Origin of the sequence: Occallatibacter sp. (assembly GCF_049510455.1) — a bacterium.
In the GTDB taxonomy this organism is placed as follows: Bacteria; Acidobacteriota; Terriglobia; order Terriglobales; family Acidobacteriaceae; genus Telmatobacter.
The window spans coordinates 20,718-39,569 of sequence record NZ_JBEKYX010000073.1; the positions used below are offsets into that span (position 1 = coordinate 20,718).

Genomic DNA, 18,852 nt, shown 5'->3' on the forward strand with positions numbered 1-18,852 from the left:
TAATCGATTTACAGCTAGCGCAGCAAGAAATTTCCGCAGCGCAGACTTCTTTCTTTAAGGGGAATCCCGCCAAATGGCGACTGGAGACCTGGCCCTGGGTCAAGCGCAGGGCGAATTTAACGCGCAGCAGCGCGTGGTGAACGATTTCAGCATCAACGTAGCAACGGTGAACGGGTCCGGCTCGCAATCCGCCAATAGCGTGCTGCTGAAAAGCATCTTCGGAATGGGAGTTCCCGTCAGCGGAAAAAATCTCTTCCCGTCGAACATCGCCGGACTTCCCACCTGGTACACCATTCGCGCAAGCAAGGACGGCTACGTAGCCCGCAAGCGCGTTTCGGAAGTCCTGGTGGCCATGAACCCAGAGACCGCCAAGAGCGACATCCTCGCTCTTCCCGCGGGCGCGGTCGCCATCTACGAGGAAAGCGCAAACCTCAAGCAGTATCGTGACGACGTCGTCTGCTACCCCGTCCCATTCGACAAGATCACTGCTGGTGTCTGCCCCGAAGCCAAGCTCCGCAAGCTCGTCAAGAACATGGTCTACGTCGGCGTCGTCGCGCAGCTTCTCTCGCTCGATCTCACCGTCATCGAGCAATCGGTCAAGAAGCAGTTCGCCAAAAAGCAAAAAGTTTTCGACCTGAACTATGGCGCCGTCAAGGCCGGCTTCGATTTCGCCGCGGAAAAGCTCGTCAAGCAGGACCCCTACGTCATCGAGCACATGAACCAGACAGCCGGCAAAATCATCATCGATGGCAACGCGGCCTGCGGCATGGGCGCAGTCTTCGCGGGCGTCACGGTCGTCGCGTGGTATCCCATCACGCCTTCCACGTCGCTCATTGAAGCCACGTCCGACCTGCTCAAGAAGTTCCGCGTCACACCTGAAGGCAAAGCCACCTTCGCCGTCATTCAGGCAGAAGATGAGCTCGCCGCAGTCGGCATGGTTCTCGGCGCAGGCTGGGCAGGCGCTCGCTCCATGACCTCCACCTCCGGCCCCGGCATCTCGCTCATGGCAGAGTTCGCCGGCCTCGGCTACTTCGCGGAAATTCCCGGCGTCATCTTCGACGTGCAGCGCACCGGCCCCTCCACGGGCATGCCCACGCGCACCTCGCAGGCCGATCTGCTCTCGACAGCCTTTCTCTCGCACGGCGATACCAAGCACATCCTCCTGCTCCCCGGCTCCGTCAAGGAGTGCTTCGAGCTGAGCCATGCAGCCTTCGATCTCGCCGAGCGCCTCCAGACCCCGATCTTCGTCCTAACCGACCTCGACCTCGGCATGAACAACTGGATGTCCGAGCAGTTCAGCTACCCTGAGACTCCGCTCGATCGCGGCAAAGTTCTCACCGCGGAAGATCTCGAAAAGCTCGGCGGCTTCGCCCGCTACAAAGACGTTGACGGCGACGCCATCGGCTGGCGCACGCTGCCCGGTACACGCCACAACAAGGCTGCTTACTTCACCCGCGGCTCCGGCCACAATGAGTCAGCCGGCTACACCGAAAAGCCTGAAGAATACCTCGCCGTAATGGATCGCCTTTCGCGCAAGTTCGAGCACGCGCGCAAGCTCGTCCCCGCTCCCATCCTTGAAAGAAGCACAGGAGCCAAGGTCGGAGTCATCGCCTTCGGCACTACCGATTTTGCACTCAAGGAAAGCCTCGACGGAATCAAGCAGCACTACAACGTGGACGTCGATTACCTCCGCGTCCGCGCCTATCCCTTCGCCTCCGAGATTCACGACTTCGTCGCCTCGCATGAGCGCGTCTACATCGTGGAGCAGAACCGCGACGCACAGTTGCTGAGCCTGCTCAAGCTCGACCTGCCCGCTGATCAAGCCGTCAAGCTCCGCTCCATTCTCCATTACAACGGTCTGCCGATCGATGCCCTCAGCATCACGGAAGAATTCGCCACCAGGGAAGGTCTGTAACAGGGCACGGGTGGTAGGCCGGGGATTTATCCCCGGCACATCGCAACACAAAAAGATTTGGGGCTTTAGCCCCTGAGGGAACCAACCCTCAAAGGAACAAAAATGGCGACGTCAACACCAACACCCAAAGTCAACCACATCGGCCTGCCCATCCTGGAGTATCGCGGCGGCAAATCCACACTCTGCGCCGGATGCGGCCACAACGCCATCTCCGAGCGCATCATTGACGCCATGTATGAAATGGGCGTCGAGCCGGAGCGCGTGATGAAGATGAGCGGCATCGGCTGCTCCTCCAAGTCGCCGGCCTACTTCATGTCCCGCTCGCACAGCTTCAACTCCGTGCACGGCCGCATGCCCTCGGTCTCGACAGGCGCCATCCTCGCCAACCACACCATGACCACGCTCGGCGTCTCCGGCGACGGCGACACCGCATCCATCGGCATGGGACAGTTCGTTCATCTTCTTCGCCGCAATCTTCCCATGATTTACATCATTGAAGACAACGGCGTCTACGGCCTCACCAAGGGACAGTTCTCCGCCACCGCCGACATCGGCTCCAAGCTCAAGACCGGCGTCATCAACGACCTTCCAGCCATCGATACCTGCTCGCTCGCCATCCAACTTGGCGCCACCTTCGTCGGCCGCTCCTTCTCCGGCGATAAGAAGCAGCTCCTCGCCATGCTCAAGGCCGCCATCGCGCACAAGGGCACGGTCATGCTCGATGTCATCAGCCCCTGCGTCACCTTCAACGATCACGAAGGCTCCACCAAGAGCTACAAGTTCATGCAGGAGCACGACGAGCCCATCAACGAGCTAGGCTTCGTCGCCAGCTTTGAAGACATCCACGTCGATTACGATCCCGGCACCACCTATGACGTAGAGATGCATGACGGCTCCAGCCTTCGCCTCCGCAAACTCCGCGAAGACTACGATCCGACAGACAAGACCAAGGCCGTGCAGCTCCTAATGGACTCGCACGCCAAGGGCGAAGTCCTCACCGGCGTCTTCTACATCGACACGCAGAAGTCCTCATTCACAGACCTGCTCAATCTGGTAGACGAGCCCCTCGGCCAGCAACCCGAATCGGTAACGCGCCCCTCCAGGGCCGTCCTCGCCCAGCTAATGACCAGCCTCCAGTAAGGTGAGCAAATTAGCCTCACAAAAGCTCCGCCATCGGCGGGGCTTTTGTTATTACAAGAAAAATGACGATGATTAAGATATCGATCATATAATCCACGTTCATGAAACAAATACTGTTCGGCTTGGCATTTTTGCCCTTTAGATTTTCGGTTCGTTCCCTTGCAGCCCAAATCGCAGTAGTTCATGCTACAACGGACGCGCCGACGCCTCTGCAACATGTTACCCAAGCTTCATCCCCAGGCGTTTCGCTTGAAACGGCCGCTATAGCCGCCATGGGAGCACTGGTGGGCGTGGTATTAAAGGATCTTATTTTCAAATTATGGGAAGAGAATCGTAACAAGAAAGAAACTTTAAGAGCGGTTTATGCGAGATATGCTGAGCCACTTTCTTTAGCATCGGTAAGTCTTTTATGGCGGCTTCACGAAGCTTTGAGACAGCCCGGCCGCGGAAGGTTTTTAAAGATGGTTGGCCTACCAGCCACCACGAATAAATACAGCACATACGGTGCCTACAAGAAAATTAGCACGGCGGGTGGCCCAGGTCTCAATAAGTAGGTTCAACCACCAAAATCTGGGTGCCCCAGGTCCTTGCAGTTGAGGACCTGGGATACCACGATCGCTGACTTCATCTTCTCTCATCTGTAACCTTTCACCGATTCCATTACGCAAGTCCATTGTCCTTTCGTACCGTCTACCGACCTCAGATAGTTTGCACAAAATTAACCCCATTTATGCTCTACTCAGAATCAGCAGAAGAAAGAGCCACGGCCCGAATCCCAAAAGGATTCGGGCCGTAGCTCTTTCAAGGCAGCCCCGAAAATTTTTTTTCGGGGGTGTTCCCGCAAAAGTAACCGCTCATGATAATCAATTAGTAAACACCGTAAATCATCGGTAAATTACACAAAAATAATCACATAGAGGCATAATTCTTCACCTCTGAAAAAACAGCCTGGCAGGGAAAACAAAAAGCGAAAGTTGTTCCAGCAAAATCCTCAAACGCCGCAGCCCCAGGCCGCAACATCAGAGCATCTCTCCCCAAGGTATAAAGTTCGGACACCCCACCCTCATCGCGTATCGCCGCGTATTTGTTTTTGCGGCCAGGCTGGGGTCGCTCTACAGCAAGAGAAGAAATGCTCTAATCAAAATCTTCGTACTTTATGGCACGTTCTTCAGGCTCGCCACCGTCGCATTCACAATCCCCGCAACCGGCAGCCGATCAGCCTCCAAATTGAGCCGCAGCAGCTTCCGCCACGGCCTGATCCTCTTTTCCCAGCCCGCCGCTCACGCCCACCGCGCCCACAACCTCGCCGTCGCGTTTCAGAGGCACGCCTCCGGCAAAGATCATGATCCGTCCGTGATTCGATGCATGGATGCCGAAAAACTGGCCGCCGCTCTGCGAATGTTCGGCCAAAGCTCCGGTCTCAATGTTAAAAGCCCGCGACGTGAATGCTTTGTTCTGCGCAATATCAATGCTGCCGATCCACGCTCCATCCATGCGCGCAAAGGCCACCAGGTTCGCGCCCGCATCCACTACCGCAATATTCATCGGCACACCAATCTCATGTGCCTTCTGCTCACCAGCCAGAATGATCTCTCTGGCTTCTTCCAGAGAAACTCCGAGCACTTTTGCCGCTGCCTGCTTAGCCATCTTTCCTCCTGAAACTAATATTAGAACCTGACCCGCCAAGCTGTACCTGCTCTGATGCGCTGTTCATGAGGGAAATAATTTGGCGCTGCGGATGCATGATAAAGAAAGGTACAAGGCGGCTCTTCATAACGCAATGAATAGGCCAATAGTCAGAGTGCGCACGTCAGCCTCCTGTTACTTTCGTCCATTGGACCTTCGTGCAAAATCCCCTCCAAATAGTTTGCGTACAATTAACCCCATTTGTGATTTACTAAGAATCAGCCACAAAAAGACGGCCCGAATCCATAAGGATTCGGGCCGTCGTCGTTAAGGGAGGGTAGGGTACCCCTCCCCCATCCCCACTGCACCAGAATTTGTGCAAAAAGACTCTGCTTCACTGTGCAGATTGCACAGTTGAAGAATAAAGATCACATAAAGATTTCCGCAAGAACTGTGGAGCCGTCGGCAACCATAACAAATCAAAGTACTAAGGAGTCAGCCTTGCACAGAATTACTCAGTCGGTCGAGTCGGCGCAGTCGCGGTGATCCTCACGCCCATCCCATTCAGCTTGCTCCGCGCCTGCATCGCCTCCGGCTTATCCGGATGCTTCTGAATCAGCGCCCGCAGCTCATGAACTCCCGCATCCTTCTTGTTCATCAGCAGCAGCGCATACCCCTTATGCAGTTGCGCCGCCGGAGCCTTCGAGCTGTTCGGGAACGTCTCCAGCACCGCGTTGTACGCCTTCACCGCATTCGCATAATCCTGGCCCTTGTAAGCAATCTCGCCAAGGTAGAACTGCGCTCCGCCGGCCATATCGTCCTGCGGATAGTAGTTCACGACATCCTGAAACTCACTCTGCGCCACCTGGTACTTGCCGCTGTTGTAATCCCGCACGCCAGCCTGATACGTCTCCTGCAGCGGCGGAGCAGGATTTGCCGCAGGCACAGCAGCGGGAGCACCACCGCCATTGTTCGCCATACCGCCCCCAGCGCCCGGACCCGGCGCGGGCGCACCACCGCCGCCTGAAGGAGCCGTCTGCTGCTGTTGTTGCTGCTGCGTATTCTGAATCTGCGTCTGCAAATCCTGAATCGAGCGATCCAGCTTCGCCAGCCGTGCCTTTACCTCATCGATCGAATCATTCACCGACTGCATCTGCCCGGCAGCAGTATCCACCTTGCCGCTCAAAGCCTCATTCTGCGTGGCAAGCTTCCGCTGCAGATCGTCCATCGCCGCGGCAACCCGGTTTGAATTGTCCGCTGTCTGCTCCGTAAGATGCTGCAGCACCCCCATCTTCGAATCCACAGTGGACTGCAGCCGCTGCATCATGTCCACAAGCTGATCCACGCGGTCCTTCAGCGCTTGCAAATCCTCTTTCGTGCCCGCATAGCTGGGCACAGGTGCAAACACAAACAGAGCCGCGCCAATCAATGCGGCAGTAACATAGGGACGAATTGTATTAAGTCGCTTCATATATTCACCCGCTTCAAACGTTGTGGCCCACATCTTATGGAAAAGACGTGGACCACAACATTTCATCTCATGTATTGATTATTAGTCATCCAGTCTTATTTATCGAGCGCAAATCCTGCACGGCGATTCTGCTGCCAGCAGTCCTCGGTGGATTGTGTGCAGAACGGCTTTTCCTTGCCATAACTGATCACGCGGATGCGCGAAGCCGACACGCCCGCATTCACCAGCGCACTCTTTGCCGCCTCGGCGCGATTCTGACCCAGCCCAAGGTTGTACTCATTCGAGCCGCGCTCATCGCAATACCCGCCGACGATGAATCGAATATCCGGATGGCTGTTCAGATACGCGGCATCCTTGGCCAGCGTCGATTGCGCGTCCGTGCGAATATCCGCCGAGTCGTAATCGTAGAAGATATCCTGCACATTTGCATGGAAAGCTTCGTCGTCGCTCATTCCACTCGTCGGAACCGAAACAGCCGGCGGAGCACTGACGGTCACGCGCGCCGTCGAATCTGCCACACCGCCGGGGCCACGCGCCACCAGGTGATAGCTGGTTGAAGCGGTCGGCTGCACGTTCTTTACTCCGCCGGAAGGCACCTGCCCAATGCCGTCAATCGTGATGCTGTCAGCATCGGTTGTACGCCACGACAGCACAACTTGATCGCCTGCGGAGATCGAAGTCGGCGTTGCTGTGATCTGTGCTGTAGGAGCCGGCGCTGTCGCCATAGGCGCAGTTTCCGCCGGCGGCGGGGCCGGTTTTTCTTTCTTCTTGCATCCAGATACAGCGGTAAGGGATGCCAACAGTAAGACAGGAACGAGCAAACGATTAAAACATTTCAAAGTGCATCTCCTTCTACAGGTTAAAGGAATCGTTGTAAATCCGTACTAGGAATTTTAGACCTTTTCAGCGGGGCAGATTCACGTAATGCGGCTCAAATTGTTGCACTTAACCAGTAAGATGCCGCCTGTTCAGGTTGGTTTGCCCAATTATTTCCAGCTCCAGTTCGGCATAAAGTTATTGCCGGTGCGTGTCAGGGGATGCTGCTCCGTACCGTCGGTAAGCATCGTCCAGATATCGCTATGTCCGCCTGCCGCCCGCTCGAAGACAATATGCCGTCCATCCGGCGCCCAGAAGGGAAAATCATTATTCCCGGACTCATGAGTGAGCTGCATCCAGCGCTTGCTGGCAATATCCATCACGTAAATGTCCTGCCCGCCCGGATCTCCCGGCCCGTATTTGCGGTTCCAGGCGAAGGTCAGGAACTGCCCATTCGGTGACCACGAAGGCGAAATCGCATATCCGCCATCCGTCAGCCGCTGCACGTTCGATCCATCCTGATCCATCGTGTAAATCTGCGGCAGTCCGGTGCGCCCGCTCACAAAAGCCAGTTGTGCATTTGTCTTGGGGTTCCACGTAGGAGAAACATCCGCCTTACGAAAAGCCGTGATCTGCCGCAATCCTCCGCCGTTGGCATCTGAAATCCATATCTCCGATGCGCCGGAGCGTGCCGAAGAGAACGCAATCTTGTTTCCATCCGCAGACCAGGCCGGGCTAAAGTTACTTCCGCCGGCCGTTCCGCCAGGAAAACTCACCATCCTGCCCAGGTCGAGCGAGAACATGCGGATCGACCAACCATCCTTGCCGAGAGAAGCAAAGGCCAGCCTGCTGTTATCCGGCGAAATACGCGGCGAAAGCGAAATCGCCCCAAGCCGCGTAATTGGATGCTGGTTCTGCCCGTCGTAGTCCATCGCCCAGATTTCCTTGGACCCTGAGCGCGAACTGACAAAGTAGATCTTCGTCTCGGCAATGCCGTTAATGCCGCCACCTAGCCGCAGAATAATCTCATCCGCAAAGCGATGTGCAATCGTCCGCGCCATCTCCTGGCTCGCAGTTTCGCTGTACTGGCGCGTCAGAACCTGCGCGGTGGCTGTATTTGCCGTATCGTAGAGCCATCCATTGACTACGACCTTTCCCGCGGAGACAGAAAGCGCGCCAAAAGCCACCATCTGCGCGCTCGCCGGCGCTGCCGACCAATCCTGCAGATGAATCTCCTGCGGCGCGCCCGGCATGGCCTGCGGAATCATGCTCTTTGAAACCAGGTCAAAGATGCCCGCAGTCGACAGATCGTTAAAGAGCGTCGTGTCAAACGTTGCTTTGAGTGATGGCGTCTGCGGGTCCTCGTTCGCGGACTTGAAGTCCGCAGCCGCAATACGAATACGAGCGTTGCCCAGGCCTGAGCCTGTATGAATCCAGTCCTGTGCATGGAGTGCCTGCGCAAACACACTGGCAGACGCAAGTAAAGCTGGGAAGATGAATCGGAAATAAGGCTTCATTCTGCTTTCTATCCCTCCTCGTCATCGTGCCGGGCAAATGATCTATACGCTCGGCTTGTTGCGGGTGAGCCGGTTGTGCATCCTGTTCAAAACTCACAATAATAGGATGTAATCACTGTGCTGCCGTTGTATGCCGGTGGTAAAGGGCCAAAAGAATCCACGCGCTGTGCCGCGCGAAGGCATTCTCGATCAAGCGAAGGACTGCCGCTCGACTTATCCATCTGAACATCGCTCAACGTCCCATCCTTGTGAATGGTGAAGAGAATGAAAGCCTTCGTTCCCTTCGGAGTGCGCGGGTCCACAAGCTGCATGCTGGAGCTAGCCGCCATCTTCCGCTGAATGCCCTGGATGTAATACGGAAACATACTGCCAAAATCGCTGCCCTTTACATTCACAGGCCCGTTCACCGTCTGCTGGCCCTGTATGGCGCGGGGAAGATTATTCGCCGCCTGCTCGCCATACTGCGCGCGGTTTGTTGGCGGCGGAGGCGGCTGCTTGCTCGGTGTCGCCTTTGGCGCAGGTTTCTGCTGCTTAAGCCTCTCTGGCTTGCCCTGAATCGGAATAGCCTTCTCGTCTACCTGCGGTGCAGCCTTTGGCGCAGGCGGAGCCGGCGCGGGGCTGGGCTTTTCCGTAGCCAGTACGTTTTCATTCGGCGGCTGGGTGTTCGGTAGTGGAATCGTATTCGTAACGTTCACCTGAATCGCCCCGCCAATGGTAGCGCCACCCCAGTTGTTGGAGTGAAAGAACCCTCCGGCAACGGCATACACAACTACCAGAGCGGCAAGGCCCGCATGCAGCAGCACAGAACCCGTTGCCGGAGCCGCAAACGGCTCTCCGGCGAGCTCCTGCTCCAGGTGTTCCTCGCTTTCCAGAAGATTACTCATCGTTCTATCGGCCTGCCGTCTTGCCTTCCAACGGCTGCGTAACAATTGAGATATTCGTAATCCCAGCCTGCTTCACCGCATCCATCGCACTGGCAAAAACTCCAAACTCCACGCGCTCGTCTGCGCGCAGATAAATCACCTCGTGCGACGGATCGGCCCTGGAGCGCAGCATTGCCGGCAGCTCATGAATGTTTACCGGCTTGTCGCCCAGAAACAGCGAGCCGTCGCGATCAATCGTCAGCACAACGCGCTGTTCGGTAATCTCTTTCACCGTGCGCGTCTTGGGCACCGCCACCTCAATGCCCGACTGCAGCACCGGCGCGGTAATCATAAAGATCACCAGCAGCACCAGCACCACGTCCACCAGCGGAGTGATATTGATCTCCGCCATCGAAGTCTGCGTCCGTCCGTTTGCAGTCGTAAATGCCACGGCAGTTAACCTCGCGTCGGCAGCTCGCGCCCGCCTTCTGGAATAGTGCTGGACATCGCGCGCGGACCTGGAACTCCAGAGCGCACAGGAATCTCCTCCATCGAGTTCAACAGCTCGCGGCTGAAGTCGTCGATGGTTGCCGCAAAGACGCGGAGCCGCGCGGCAAACTGGTTGTAAGCCACAAGCGCAGGCACAGCCACAAACAGGCCCGCGGCAGTGGTGATGAGCGCCTCGCTGATGCCCGGTGCCACCGCTCGCAGCGTTGCTGTTCCTTCTGCGCCAAGGCCAAGAAAAGCCTCAACGATGCCCATGACGGTGCCGAAAAGGCCCACGAATGGGCTGATGCCGGCGATGGTGGCAAGCCAGGTAAGACGGCGCTCAAGATTCGTTACTGCTTCGCTTGCGGCGGTCTGCGCGGAGCGCTCCAGTGGCGCCATATTGCGCGGTGGGCCGCTGCCGCCGGTCTGGCGCTTATAGGTCTCATAAACATCTTCAAAGACCTGCGCCAGCGGGCTCGACTTGAAGTCTGCCGCCAGCGTGGAAATCTCCTGCAGCCGCGATGCCTTGCGGAAGGAGCGGATAAAACGCCGGCTTTCCCTCGTAACTTTGCTAAATAACGAGAGCTTACCCAGGATGATGGTCCACGAATAAAGGCTTGAGATGAGCAGGATAATGAGCACACCCCATGCGACGGGCCCTATATGACCAAACAACTCAGCCAGCGCGCCGAAGCTGTGAGAAATACCACCGCTTGCCGCCGGTGCAGCCGTTGAGTCGCCTTCAGCTTGGAAAATAAGGAGAAACGCTGCTATAAAAATCGGCTTCCACCTCTAGATTTCACGGTATCAGACGCGGACTGGTACTCCAAGTTATCGAGATGGTGCCACCTGTGCGATTCGTTGCTTCTGAAACAGCGATAAGCTCGCCGTACATGCTATGCTGCGCACGGATTCGGTCAAATATGCTCATCGAGCTGCGCGCGGAAAACTACGCTGTCATCGATCACGCAATCGCTGTCTTCGGGCCTGGGCTCAACCTGCTCACCGGCGAGACCGGCGCGGGCAAATCCATTCTCGTCGATGCCCTGGCGCTACTCATGGGCGGCAAGTCTTCAGCGGAAATCGTGCGCCACGGCGCTGATAAAGCAGTCGTCTCCTGTGTCTTTGAGTCCACATCCGTAGCCGAATCGGTCCTTGAAGAAAACGGCATCGACTCCGAAGGCGCCGAGATCATTCTCCGCCGTGAAGTTCTTGCCAATGGCAAAGGCCGCGTCTTTGTAAACAATCAGCCGGCCACAGTCAGCGTGCTCAAGCAGCTCGCGCCGGAGCTGGCGCTCGTCCACGCGCAGAGCGAGACACTTTCCAGCTTCGATCAGGCCCAGCAGAAACATCTCCTCGATCGCTTCGGCGGAATCTCCACGGAAGCCGTCGAAGCGGCCTACGCCGCCTGGAAAGAAGCCTCCGATAAGCTCGCAGACCTCCTACAAGGTGAAGCAGACCGGCTCAAAATGGTCGATCTCTGGAGCTACCAGGCTAAAGAAATTGAAGCCGCGCATCTTGAAGCGGATGAAGATACAGCCCTCGAAACCGAAAAGCGCGTCCTCGCCAATGCCGAAAAACTCTACGCCGCAGCCCTCGGCGCCTTCGATCAGCTATACGAAGGCGGAACCTCAGCAGAAGTAGGTCTTCGCGCCGCCATCCGCAACGTGGAAGAACTCGCCCGCTACGACGCCAAATTTACAGAAGCCGCGCAGCAGCTCGAATCCGCCCGCGCCACAGTCGGCGACGTCGCGGCCACACTCCGCGACTACGCCGAAGGCATCAACGCCAGCCCGGAGCGCCTCGCCGAAATAGAAGACCGTCTCGCCGCGCTCGACCGCCTCAAGCGCAAATACGGCAAATCCGTCGCCGAGGTGATCGCCTACGGAGAAGATGTCAGCCTCAAACTCGCCGAAGTTGAAAACCGCGACGAAGCCCTCAAAACATTGCGCGCAGCCGTGCAGCACTCCTCCGCCGAATACAAAAAAGCCGCCTCCGCACTCACAACCGCGCGCAAGTCCGCTGCCGACAAGCTCTCACGACTGGCTGAAGCACAGATCAACTCGCTCGCCATGAAAGTCAAATTCGAAATCGCCATCCTCGATCTGCAGGACGATGCGCAGTGGACAGCCAACGGCTGGGATGAAGTCGAGTACCGCATCGCCACCAACGCCGGTGAGCCCCTCAAGCCGCTGCATGAGATAGCCTCCGGCGGCGAAATGAGCCGCATCATGCTCGCGCTCAAAGTCGCCGTCGAAGAGCATTCCTCCAAATCCAACAGAAAAATTCCCACTCCTCGCACGCTCGTCTTCGATGAAATCGACATCGGCATCGGAGGCCGCGCCGCGGAAGCCGTCGGCAACAAGCTCAAAGCGCTCAGCCGCGGCCAGCAGATTCTCTGCATCACGCATCTGCCGCAGATTGCCGCCTTCGCAGACCAGCATTTCGTGATCGAAAAGAAGGAAGCCGACGGCCGCACCAAAACTAATATCCGTCTCCTCGACCAGCGTGCCAGCACCCACGAAGTCGCCCGCATGTTAAGCGGCGCCAAAGTCACAGACACCAGCCTCCAGCACGCCGCCCAGATGATCGCCACAAGCAAATAGCCGCATCACCGGCTCGAAAACACAAACACATTCCCATCCGGGTCTTTAAACTTCGCCATCGTGCCCCACACTTCCTTACGCGGCTCTTCCTCCAACTCCACCCCATTGCTTTTCATCGTCGCCGCCGTCGCAAAAACATCGTCACACCAGAATGTCATCGGCTGAAATCCGCCAATGCGGCTCTCATGCCCCGGCGGCGTAAACAGCGCAAGGCTTGTAGCCGAGCCGGGAATGGAAAGCTCAATCCACCGCTGTCCCGGCCCCATCGGCTGGTCGGTCGCAACCTTGAACCCAAGCTTCTCCGTGTAAAACTTCAGCGCCACATCCTGATCGCTCACCGGGATACTTACAATCTTCACTCCGCGAATCATTTTTTCTCCTCCTGACTTCTCGGACCATAACCCGCAACCTCCGTAAATGCAATCGGGTAGATATTGCTATAGTGACAATTGATATAGTCAATCATCGCCATGACCCAACTCGACGCTTACGTGACAGACGTGCTCATGCGCGACCTCATAGGCCATGACAAGCGCCCTGTCGCATTCCTCGCCTATCTCTGGCTCGCAGCAGAGGAACAACGCCGCAACGCCCCGGTCCAGATCAGCTACCAGGAACTCGCCGAGTCCATCGGAATCTCCCGCAGCTCCGCGCAAACATCCGTCGGCTGGCTTCTTCGCCGCAAACTAATCGAGGCCACACGCACCAGCGTCACGGCAACGCCCTCTTACCGCGTGCTGACCCCATGGCAGAGAAGCCATTCTGCAGCCGAATGAGCAACAAGCCGGAATCTGACTCATAAGCTCCTGTTTTACTCCATCATTGATATACTGGTAACGTGACTTCTACCGTTCTCGACCCCACCTCGACCAGCGACCGGAACGTCGACACCGCCGTCGAAAAGCGTGTCCTTCTCCTCAAGCCCCGCGGCTTCTGCGCAGGCGTCGTTCGCGCCATCGACATCGTCAAAATCGCCCTCGAAACCTTCGGCGCGCCCATCTATGTCCGCCGGGAGATCGTCCATAACCGCTACGTTGTCAATGAATTAGCGGAAAAAGGCGCAATCTTCGTCCATGAAATCGACGACGTTCCCGACGGCCAGCGCGTGATTTATTCCGCGCACGGCGTCTCTCCGGCCGTTCGCGAGCGCAGCAAAGGCCGCAACCTCAGAGTCATTGATGCCACCTGCCCGCTCGTCACCAAGGTCCACATCGAGGCCGTAAAGTTCGCCAAACAAGGCTATTCATTGGTTCTGGTCGGTCATCGTGATCACGATGAGATCGAAGGCACCTTCGGAGAAGCACCGGACGTAACCCAGATCGTGTCGAGCCCTGAAGAGGTGGCCACGCTGAATGTTCCCGATCCAGATCGCGTCGCCTATCTCACGCAGACCACGCTCTCGCTTGACGAAGCACGCGACATCATCCAGGCCCTCAAAATCAAGTTCCCGAACATAGCCGGACCGCATTCGCAGGACATCTGCTACGCCACCGAAAATCGCCAGACAGCCGTGCGCAACGTCGCTCATCAGGCCGATCTGGTTCTCGTAGTCGGCTCCACCAACAGTTCCAACTCGAACCGCCTCGTTGAAGTCTCGCGGAATCTAGGAACCATTGGTTACCTGATCGATAACTCCGCGGCTATCGATCCCAGATGGTTGGAAAACGTCCAGAATGTTGCCGTTACGGCAGGCGCTTCAGCGCCGGAGATTCTCGTTGAGGACGTTGTGAATTATTTGCGTCAAAACGGTTTCGGAAGCGTCGAAGAAATAGAAGTCATGCCGGAAAATGTTCGCTTCGGCTTGCCTCCGGAGATCGTGCAAGCCATCGGCGGAGCAGGCGGGGGCCAGCCTGTTCCGGTTCACTAGCAAGATCCGCAGCAGAAGCTAGGCAATGCCTTTGAGTTTTCCTTGCGGGTGAGACTTTGAGCAGATATGGCGCGCCGCTAATGATTTTTGGGCGCGTTTTTTCAGTTAATGTAACGGCTAAGCCGTATGGCTGGACCGCATCTTCCCCAGAGAGGGTTGCACAGACGTATGAGCATACAACAGGGGAAACAGCAGTCATCCGTGCCAAAATTCGGGCGCCTGGATGCGGACCTCGCGGATGTCGATGCGGCAATCGGCCGCTCCACAGACTATCTTCTCGGTAAGCAGCATCCGGACGGCTATTGGTGTGGCGAACTTGAAGCAGATTCCATGCTTGAGGCCGACTATATCTTCCTGCATGTGCTTCTCGAATCCGGCGATTCTGGGCGCCTGAAGCGCGCATTTACGGAAATGATGCGCTACCAGAACGAGGACGGAAGCTGGAGCATTTATCCCGGCGGTCCCGGCAACATTTCACTCGCAGTCAAATGCTATTTTTCCGCCAAGCTCATGGGCATGAGCCCGGACGCTCCTGAGCTCGTTAAAGCTCGCGAGTGGATCCTCGCTCACGGCGGTGTCACCGAGTGCAACACCTTCACCAAAATGTATCTTTGCGCCCTTGGCCAGTACGACTACGACGCCGTACCCGCCATCCCGCCGGAGATCGTTCTATTTCCCAATTGGTTTTACTTCAATATCTACGAAATTTCATCCTGGTCGCGCTCCATCCTGGTTCCGCTCGCCATCATCTACGCTAAAAAGCCCTTCAAGAAAGTTCCCGCAGAGCAGGGAATCGATGAGCTCTTCGTTGGCGGCCGTGCCAACGCCACGCTGCGCCTCCGCATGGACCGCAAAAAGCTCATCTCCTGGCGCAATTTCTTCCTTATCCTTGATCGGATGATGCACCTGGCTGAAGCAGTCCACATTCGCCCATTGCGTTCGCTTGCCATCAAGCGCGCGGAGACGTGGATGCTTGAGCGTCTTGAAATGACAGACGGCCTCGGCGCCATTTATCCGGCCATGATGAACGCCATCATCGCGCTGCGCTGCCTCGGCTACTCTGAAGATGATCCGCAGGTCATCCGCGCCCGCGACGAGTTCGAAAAGCTCGGTATCGAAGAGCCGGCCAGTGAAGCCCTGCCGGAAACTTTCCGCATGCAGCCCTGCATGTCCCCCGTCTGGGATACGGCGCAGACCCTCTTTGCACTCGGCGAAGCTGGCGTCTCCCGCACCGATCCCCGCCTGCTCAAAGCTGCAGACTGGCTGCTCTCCAAAGAAGTTCGCCACAAAGGCGACTGGGCCTTCAAGGTCCGCAACACTGAGCCCGGTGGCTGGTACTTCGAGTTCAATAACGAATTTTATCCCGACACCGACGATACCGCGCAGGTGCTGCTCGGGCTCAGCAAGGTGGATAATCCCCGCGAACGCTATCAGATTCAAGTCGCCGAGCGCGCCATCGCGTGGGAGTTCGCCATGCAGTGCAAAAACGGCGGCTGGGGCAGCTTCGACAAAGACAACACCAAGATGATCTTCCAGTACATCCCCTTCGCCGATCACAACGCCATGCTCGATCCGCCAACGGCTGACATCACCGGCCGCATGTTGGAGATGCTAGCCGCCTACGGCTATACCCGCGCCGACAAGCGCGTGCAGAAGGCCATTGAGTTTATCTTCAAGGAGCAGGAATCGGACGGAAGCTGGTTCGGCCGCTGGGGCGTTAACTACCTCTACGGCACATTCCTCGTCCTGCGTGGCCTTGAAGCCATCGGCATCGATAATCACGAGCCGCAGATTCAGCAGGCAGCCGAGTGGATTCGCATGGTGCAGAACCCCGATGGTGGATGGGGCGAAACCTGCGGCAGCTATGACGACCCCAACCTGCGTGGTTCCGGCGTCAGCACCCCATCGCAAACCGCCTGGGCAATCCTCGGCCTGCTCGCAGCCGGCGACGACCGCTCTGACTCCATCGCCAAAGGCATTCGCTGGCTGTTAACTCGTCAGGAACAGGATGGCGGCTGGGACGAATCGATGGGTGAGGGAAAACTCCGGCAGGCTATCATTACCGGAACAGGCTTCCCGCGCGTCTTTTACCTGGCGTATCACATGTATCGCCAATATTTCCCGCTCATGGCGCTCACCACGTACAAGCGGGCCATGGAACGCGTCGCATAGCACAGGTTTGCTCGCCGCGTAGGTTTTGAAAGGGCACGGCTTCAACCGTGCCGAAAAGGCAAAAGTTAAGCGGGGCTTCAGCCCCTGAGGTAAAACAATCAATGGCAGTTCCGATCTCCCAGATGTGGACGGTTGCAAGTTACGTGCTCAAGCAGCACTTGAAGGGCAACAAGCGTTACCCGCTCGTGCTCATGCTGGAGCCGCTTTTCCGTTGCAACCTGGCCTGTGCCGGCTGCGGCAAGGTCCAGTATCCGCCGCATATCCTCAAAAAGCAGCTCACCCCCGAGGAGTGCTTCGCCGCCGTTGAAGAATGCGGCGCTCCCATGGTCTCTCTCCCCGGTGGCGAGCCGCTGCTCCATCCGCAGATCGTCGAGATCGTCAATGGCCTTATAGCCCGCAAAAAGTACATCTACCTCTGCACCAACGCGCTTGAACTCAAAAAGCGTCTCCCGGAGTTCACGCCTTCTAAATACCTCACCTTTTCCGTCCACCTCGACGGCCAGCGTGAGCACCACGACTTCTCCGTCTGCCGCGAAGGCGGCTATGACCTCGCCGTCGAAGGCATCAAGGAAGCCGTCCAGCGCGGCTTCCGCGTCACCACCAACGCCACCTTCTTCGATGGCACCGATCCCAACTCCGTCCGATCCTTCTTTGATGAAGTCATGGACATGGGCGTAGAAGGCATCGTCCTTTCGCCCGGCTACTCCTACGAGATGGCGCCCGACCAGCATCGCTTCCTTGGCCGCGCCCGCGTTCGCCGCCTCTTCCGCGCCATTCTTTCGAATCGTAAAAAGTCGTGGAAGTTCAACATGTCGCCCTTGTTCCTCGAATTCCTCATGGGCGATCGCAAATACGAATGCACGCCCTGGGGCTCGCCCGCCTATAACATCTTTGGCTGGCAAAAGCCTTGCTATCTCCTGCAGGATGGCTACGCTGACTCTTTCAAAGAGATGATGGAAACCACAAAGTTTGAAGAGTACGGCGTCGCCTCGGGCAATCCCAAATGCGCCAACTGCATGGTGAGCTGCGGCTATGAGCCAACCGCTGTCATGGAAGGCTTCGGCTCTTTCAAAGGCTTCCTCGGTATGGTCCGCGGAACTTTCTCCAGTTATAAAGACCCTCACGCCGCCAAGCTCCTCAGCGAATTCAAATCCGAAAGCCACGCGCCTCTCGTGCAGATTGCAACCCCGAAAGCTCTCGAGGAGACCAACGCATGAGCGCAGAAGTCCTGAAATACACACAAGATCAGATCGAGACCATGGAAGTTGCCCCCGGCAACGTCCATGAAAAGCTCGAAGGCTGGATTCCCGAGCTCGCCAGCGAAGACGATCTCCGCAACGCCCTCGAAAAAGCCTTCGATTATCGCGGCGACGTGGCCATTACGCTCAAATCCGGCGAGCGCATCGACGCCTTCATCTTCAATCGCCAAACCGGCGCCACGCTGGCCGACTCGTATGTGCAGTACTTCACGCCCTCTGCACCCGACAAGCGCAAAATCAGCTACGCTCAGATCGCCCGCCTCGAATTCTCAGGTCGCGACACAGCAGCCGGCAAGCGCTGGGAAGACTGGGTAGGCGCTTATAACGACCGCAAAGCCGCCGGCGAAAAAAACATCGCACTGCACCCGGAGAAGCTGGACTAAGCCTAGCTAGCACAATCCGATCCGTGGATGCCGCCCGTTCAATTGGGGCGTAGGAGACTTCCAACAATGAATGAGCCGCTGTTCGAGTTGAAGGGACCGCAATTTCAGCCGGTGAGAAAATGGCTGATCGGGTTTGCTATTTTGATATTCTGCGCCGGTGTACTCGCGCTCGGTTTCTTCACAAGAAACCCGTTCTGGCAAGAAATTGCATTAGTATTCAACTTCATCTGGCTGCTTGGGGCCTCTTTTTATCTCCTCCTCGTGCGCACAAGAAAGTATCATCGCCTGCCAATCGGGACCGTTAACCTGAGTGTGCGGAACTGGATACTGGACGAGCACAAATCTAAGATCAAAATCTGACTCATGAAAGTATTCCTCACCGGCGCCACCGGCTTCGTAGGCCACCATGTAGCCAAAGCCCTGGCAGCCCAGGGTGCCGAACTCCTTTTTCTAGTTCGCAAATCCAGCAATCTCTCCAACCTAGAAGGCATTCGCGGCGAAATCGTCGTCGGCGATCTCCTCGACGCATCGACTTACGCATCAGCCCTGCAAGGCTGCGAAGCCGTCCTCCACGTAGCCGCCGATTACCGCCTCTGGATTCGCGACCCCGACACCATGTACCGCGCCAACGTCGAGGGCACCCGCGATCTCCTCCGCGCCGCGCGCGAAGCCGGAGTCCGTCGCGTTGTCTACACATCCTCCGTAGCCACCATGCACTTCCGCACAGA

19 protein-coding genes are annotated in these 18,852 nt (G+C 57.1%); 11 read left to right on the forward strand and 8 right to left on the reverse strand.

Features of this window, described 5'->3' with window-relative positions:
- Positions 1-73 precede the first annotated feature (73 nt).
- From ABSG47_RS14170 to ABSG47_RS14180, 3 genes are all read left to right on the forward strand, one after another.
- Positions 74-1,915 carry a 2-oxoacid:acceptor oxidoreductase subunit alpha gene (locus ABSG47_RS14170; RefSeq protein ID WP_424170347.1) on the forward strand — a complete coding sequence of 614 codons (1,842 nt, stop codon included), beginning with the start codon at positions 74-76 and terminating at the stop codon, positions 1,913-1,915.
- Between the two features lie 102 nt (positions 1,916-2,017).
- Positions 2,018-3,055 (forward strand): 2-oxoacid:ferredoxin oxidoreductase subunit beta, encoded by a 1,038-nt coding sequence (locus ABSG47_RS14175; protein ID WP_424170348.1) that lies wholly within the window; start codon positions 2,018-2,020, stop codon positions 3,053-3,055.
- A gap of 101 nt (positions 3,056-3,156) precedes the next feature.
- Positions 3,157-3,609 carry a hypothetical protein gene (locus tag ABSG47_RS14180; protein ID WP_424170349.1) on the forward strand — a complete coding sequence of 151 codons (453 nt, stop codon included), beginning with the start codon at positions 3,157-3,159 and terminating at the stop codon, positions 3,607-3,609.
- A 661-nt stretch (positions 3,610-4,270) separates the two neighbouring features.
- Here the strand turns inward: ABSG47_RS14180 and ABSG47_RS14185 are convergent.
- The 7 genes from ABSG47_RS14185 to ABSG47_RS14215 all read right to left on the reverse strand — a co-directional run bounded on the left by ABSG47_RS14185 (position 4,271) and on the right by ABSG47_RS14215 (position 10,479).
- Positions 4,271-4,702 carry a GlcG/HbpS family heme-binding protein gene (locus tag ABSG47_RS14185; protein ID WP_424170350.1) on the reverse strand — a complete coding sequence of 144 codons (432 nt, stop codon included), beginning with the start codon at positions 4,700-4,702 and terminating at the stop codon, positions 4,271-4,273.
- 490 nt (positions 4,703-5,192) lie between these two features.
- On the reverse strand, positions 5,193-6,152 hold the full coding sequence (locus tag ABSG47_RS14190) for a tetratricopeptide repeat protein (protein ID WP_424170351.1): 960 nt from the start codon (positions 6,150-6,152) through the stop codon (positions 5,193-5,195).
- A 95-nt stretch (positions 6,153-6,247) separates the two neighbouring features.
- Complete coding sequence (pal, locus tag ABSG47_RS14195) at positions 6,248-6,877, reverse strand: peptidoglycan-associated lipoprotein Pal (protein ID WP_424170352.1); 630 nt, start codon at positions 6,875-6,877, stop codon at positions 6,248-6,250.
- Between the two features lie 261 nt (positions 6,878-7,138).
- The gene (gene tolB / locus ABSG47_RS14200; RefSeq protein WP_424170353.1) at positions 7,139-8,485 is read right to left on the reverse strand and encodes a Tol-Pal system beta propeller repeat protein TolB; all 1,347 of its coding nucleotides are present in this window, start codon (positions 8,483-8,485) and stop codon (positions 7,139-7,141) included.
- 86 nt (positions 8,486-8,571) lie between these two features.
- Positions 8,572-9,369, reverse strand: coding sequence for a cell envelope integrity protein TolA (tolA, locus tag ABSG47_RS14205; RefSeq protein WP_424170354.1), 798 nt, complete (start codon positions 9,367-9,369; stop codon positions 8,572-8,574).
- 4 nt (positions 9,370-9,373) lie between these two features.
- Complete coding sequence (locus ABSG47_RS14210; protein ID WP_424170355.1) at positions 9,374-9,799, reverse strand: ExbD/TolR family protein; 426 nt, start codon at positions 9,797-9,799, stop codon at positions 9,374-9,376.
- A gap of 5 nt (positions 9,800-9,804) precedes the next feature.
- Positions 9,805-10,479: a MotA/TolQ/ExbB proton channel family protein gene (locus ABSG47_RS14215; RefSeq protein WP_424170356.1), complete on the reverse strand. Its 675-nt coding sequence runs from the start codon at positions 10,477-10,479 to the stop codon at positions 9,805-9,807.
- Positions 10,480-10,760: 281 nt separating this feature from the next.
- Here ABSG47_RS14215 and recN point away from each other — a divergent pair, with 281 nt between their 5' ends.
- A complete protein-coding gene (recN, locus tag ABSG47_RS14220; RefSeq protein WP_424170357.1) occupies positions 10,761-12,443 on the forward strand; it encodes a DNA repair protein RecN in 1,683 nt (560 codons plus the stop codon).
- A 5-nt stretch (positions 12,444-12,448) separates the two neighbouring features.
- On the opposite strand, the gene ABSG47_RS14225 is transcribed toward recN, so the two are convergent.
- Positions 12,449-12,814 carry a VOC family protein gene (locus tag ABSG47_RS14225; protein ID WP_424170358.1) on the reverse strand — a complete coding sequence of 122 codons (366 nt, stop codon included), beginning with the start codon at positions 12,812-12,814 and terminating at the stop codon, positions 12,449-12,451.
- 99 nt (positions 12,815-12,913) lie between these two features.
- Here ABSG47_RS14225 and ABSG47_RS14230 point away from each other — a divergent pair, with 99 nt between their 5' ends.
- The 7 genes from ABSG47_RS14230 to ABSG47_RS14260 all read left to right on the forward strand — a co-directional run.
- Complete coding sequence (locus ABSG47_RS14230) at positions 12,914-13,219, forward strand: helix-turn-helix domain-containing protein (RefSeq protein ID WP_424170359.1); 306 nt, start codon at positions 12,914-12,916, stop codon at positions 13,217-13,219.
- A 62-nt stretch (positions 13,220-13,281) separates the two neighbouring features.
- On the forward strand, positions 13,282-14,310 hold the full coding sequence (locus ABSG47_RS14235; protein ID WP_424170360.1) for a 4-hydroxy-3-methylbut-2-enyl diphosphate reductase: 1,029 nt from the start codon (positions 13,282-13,284) through the stop codon (positions 14,308-14,310).
- A gap of 168 nt (positions 14,311-14,478) precedes the next feature.
- Positions 14,479-16,482: a squalene--hopene cyclase gene (gene shc, locus ABSG47_RS14240; protein ID WP_424170361.1), complete on the forward strand. Its 2,004-nt coding sequence runs from the start codon at positions 14,479-14,481 to the stop codon at positions 16,480-16,482.
- Positions 16,483-16,583: 101 nt separating this feature from the next.
- Positions 16,584-17,699: an adenosyl-hopene transferase HpnH gene (gene hpnH / locus ABSG47_RS14245; protein WP_424170362.1), complete on the forward strand. Its 1,116-nt coding sequence runs from the start codon at positions 16,584-16,586 to the stop codon at positions 17,697-17,699.
- Complete coding sequence (locus ABSG47_RS14250; RefSeq protein ID WP_424170363.1) at positions 17,696-18,124, forward strand: hypothetical protein; 429 nt, start codon at positions 17,696-17,698, stop codon at positions 18,122-18,124. Before hpnH ends, ABSG47_RS14250 begins: the two co-directional genes overlap by 4 nt.
- 66 nt (positions 18,125-18,190) lie before the next feature.
- Positions 18,191-18,484 carry a hypothetical protein gene (locus ABSG47_RS14255; protein WP_424170364.1) on the forward strand — a complete coding sequence of 98 codons (294 nt, stop codon included), beginning with the start codon at positions 18,191-18,193 and terminating at the stop codon, positions 18,482-18,484.
- 3 nt (positions 18,485-18,487) lie between these two features.
- Positions 18,488-18,852 (forward strand): NAD-dependent epimerase/dehydratase family protein (locus ABSG47_RS14260; protein ID WP_424170365.1); only part of this gene is annotated, 365 nt, incomplete at its 3' end.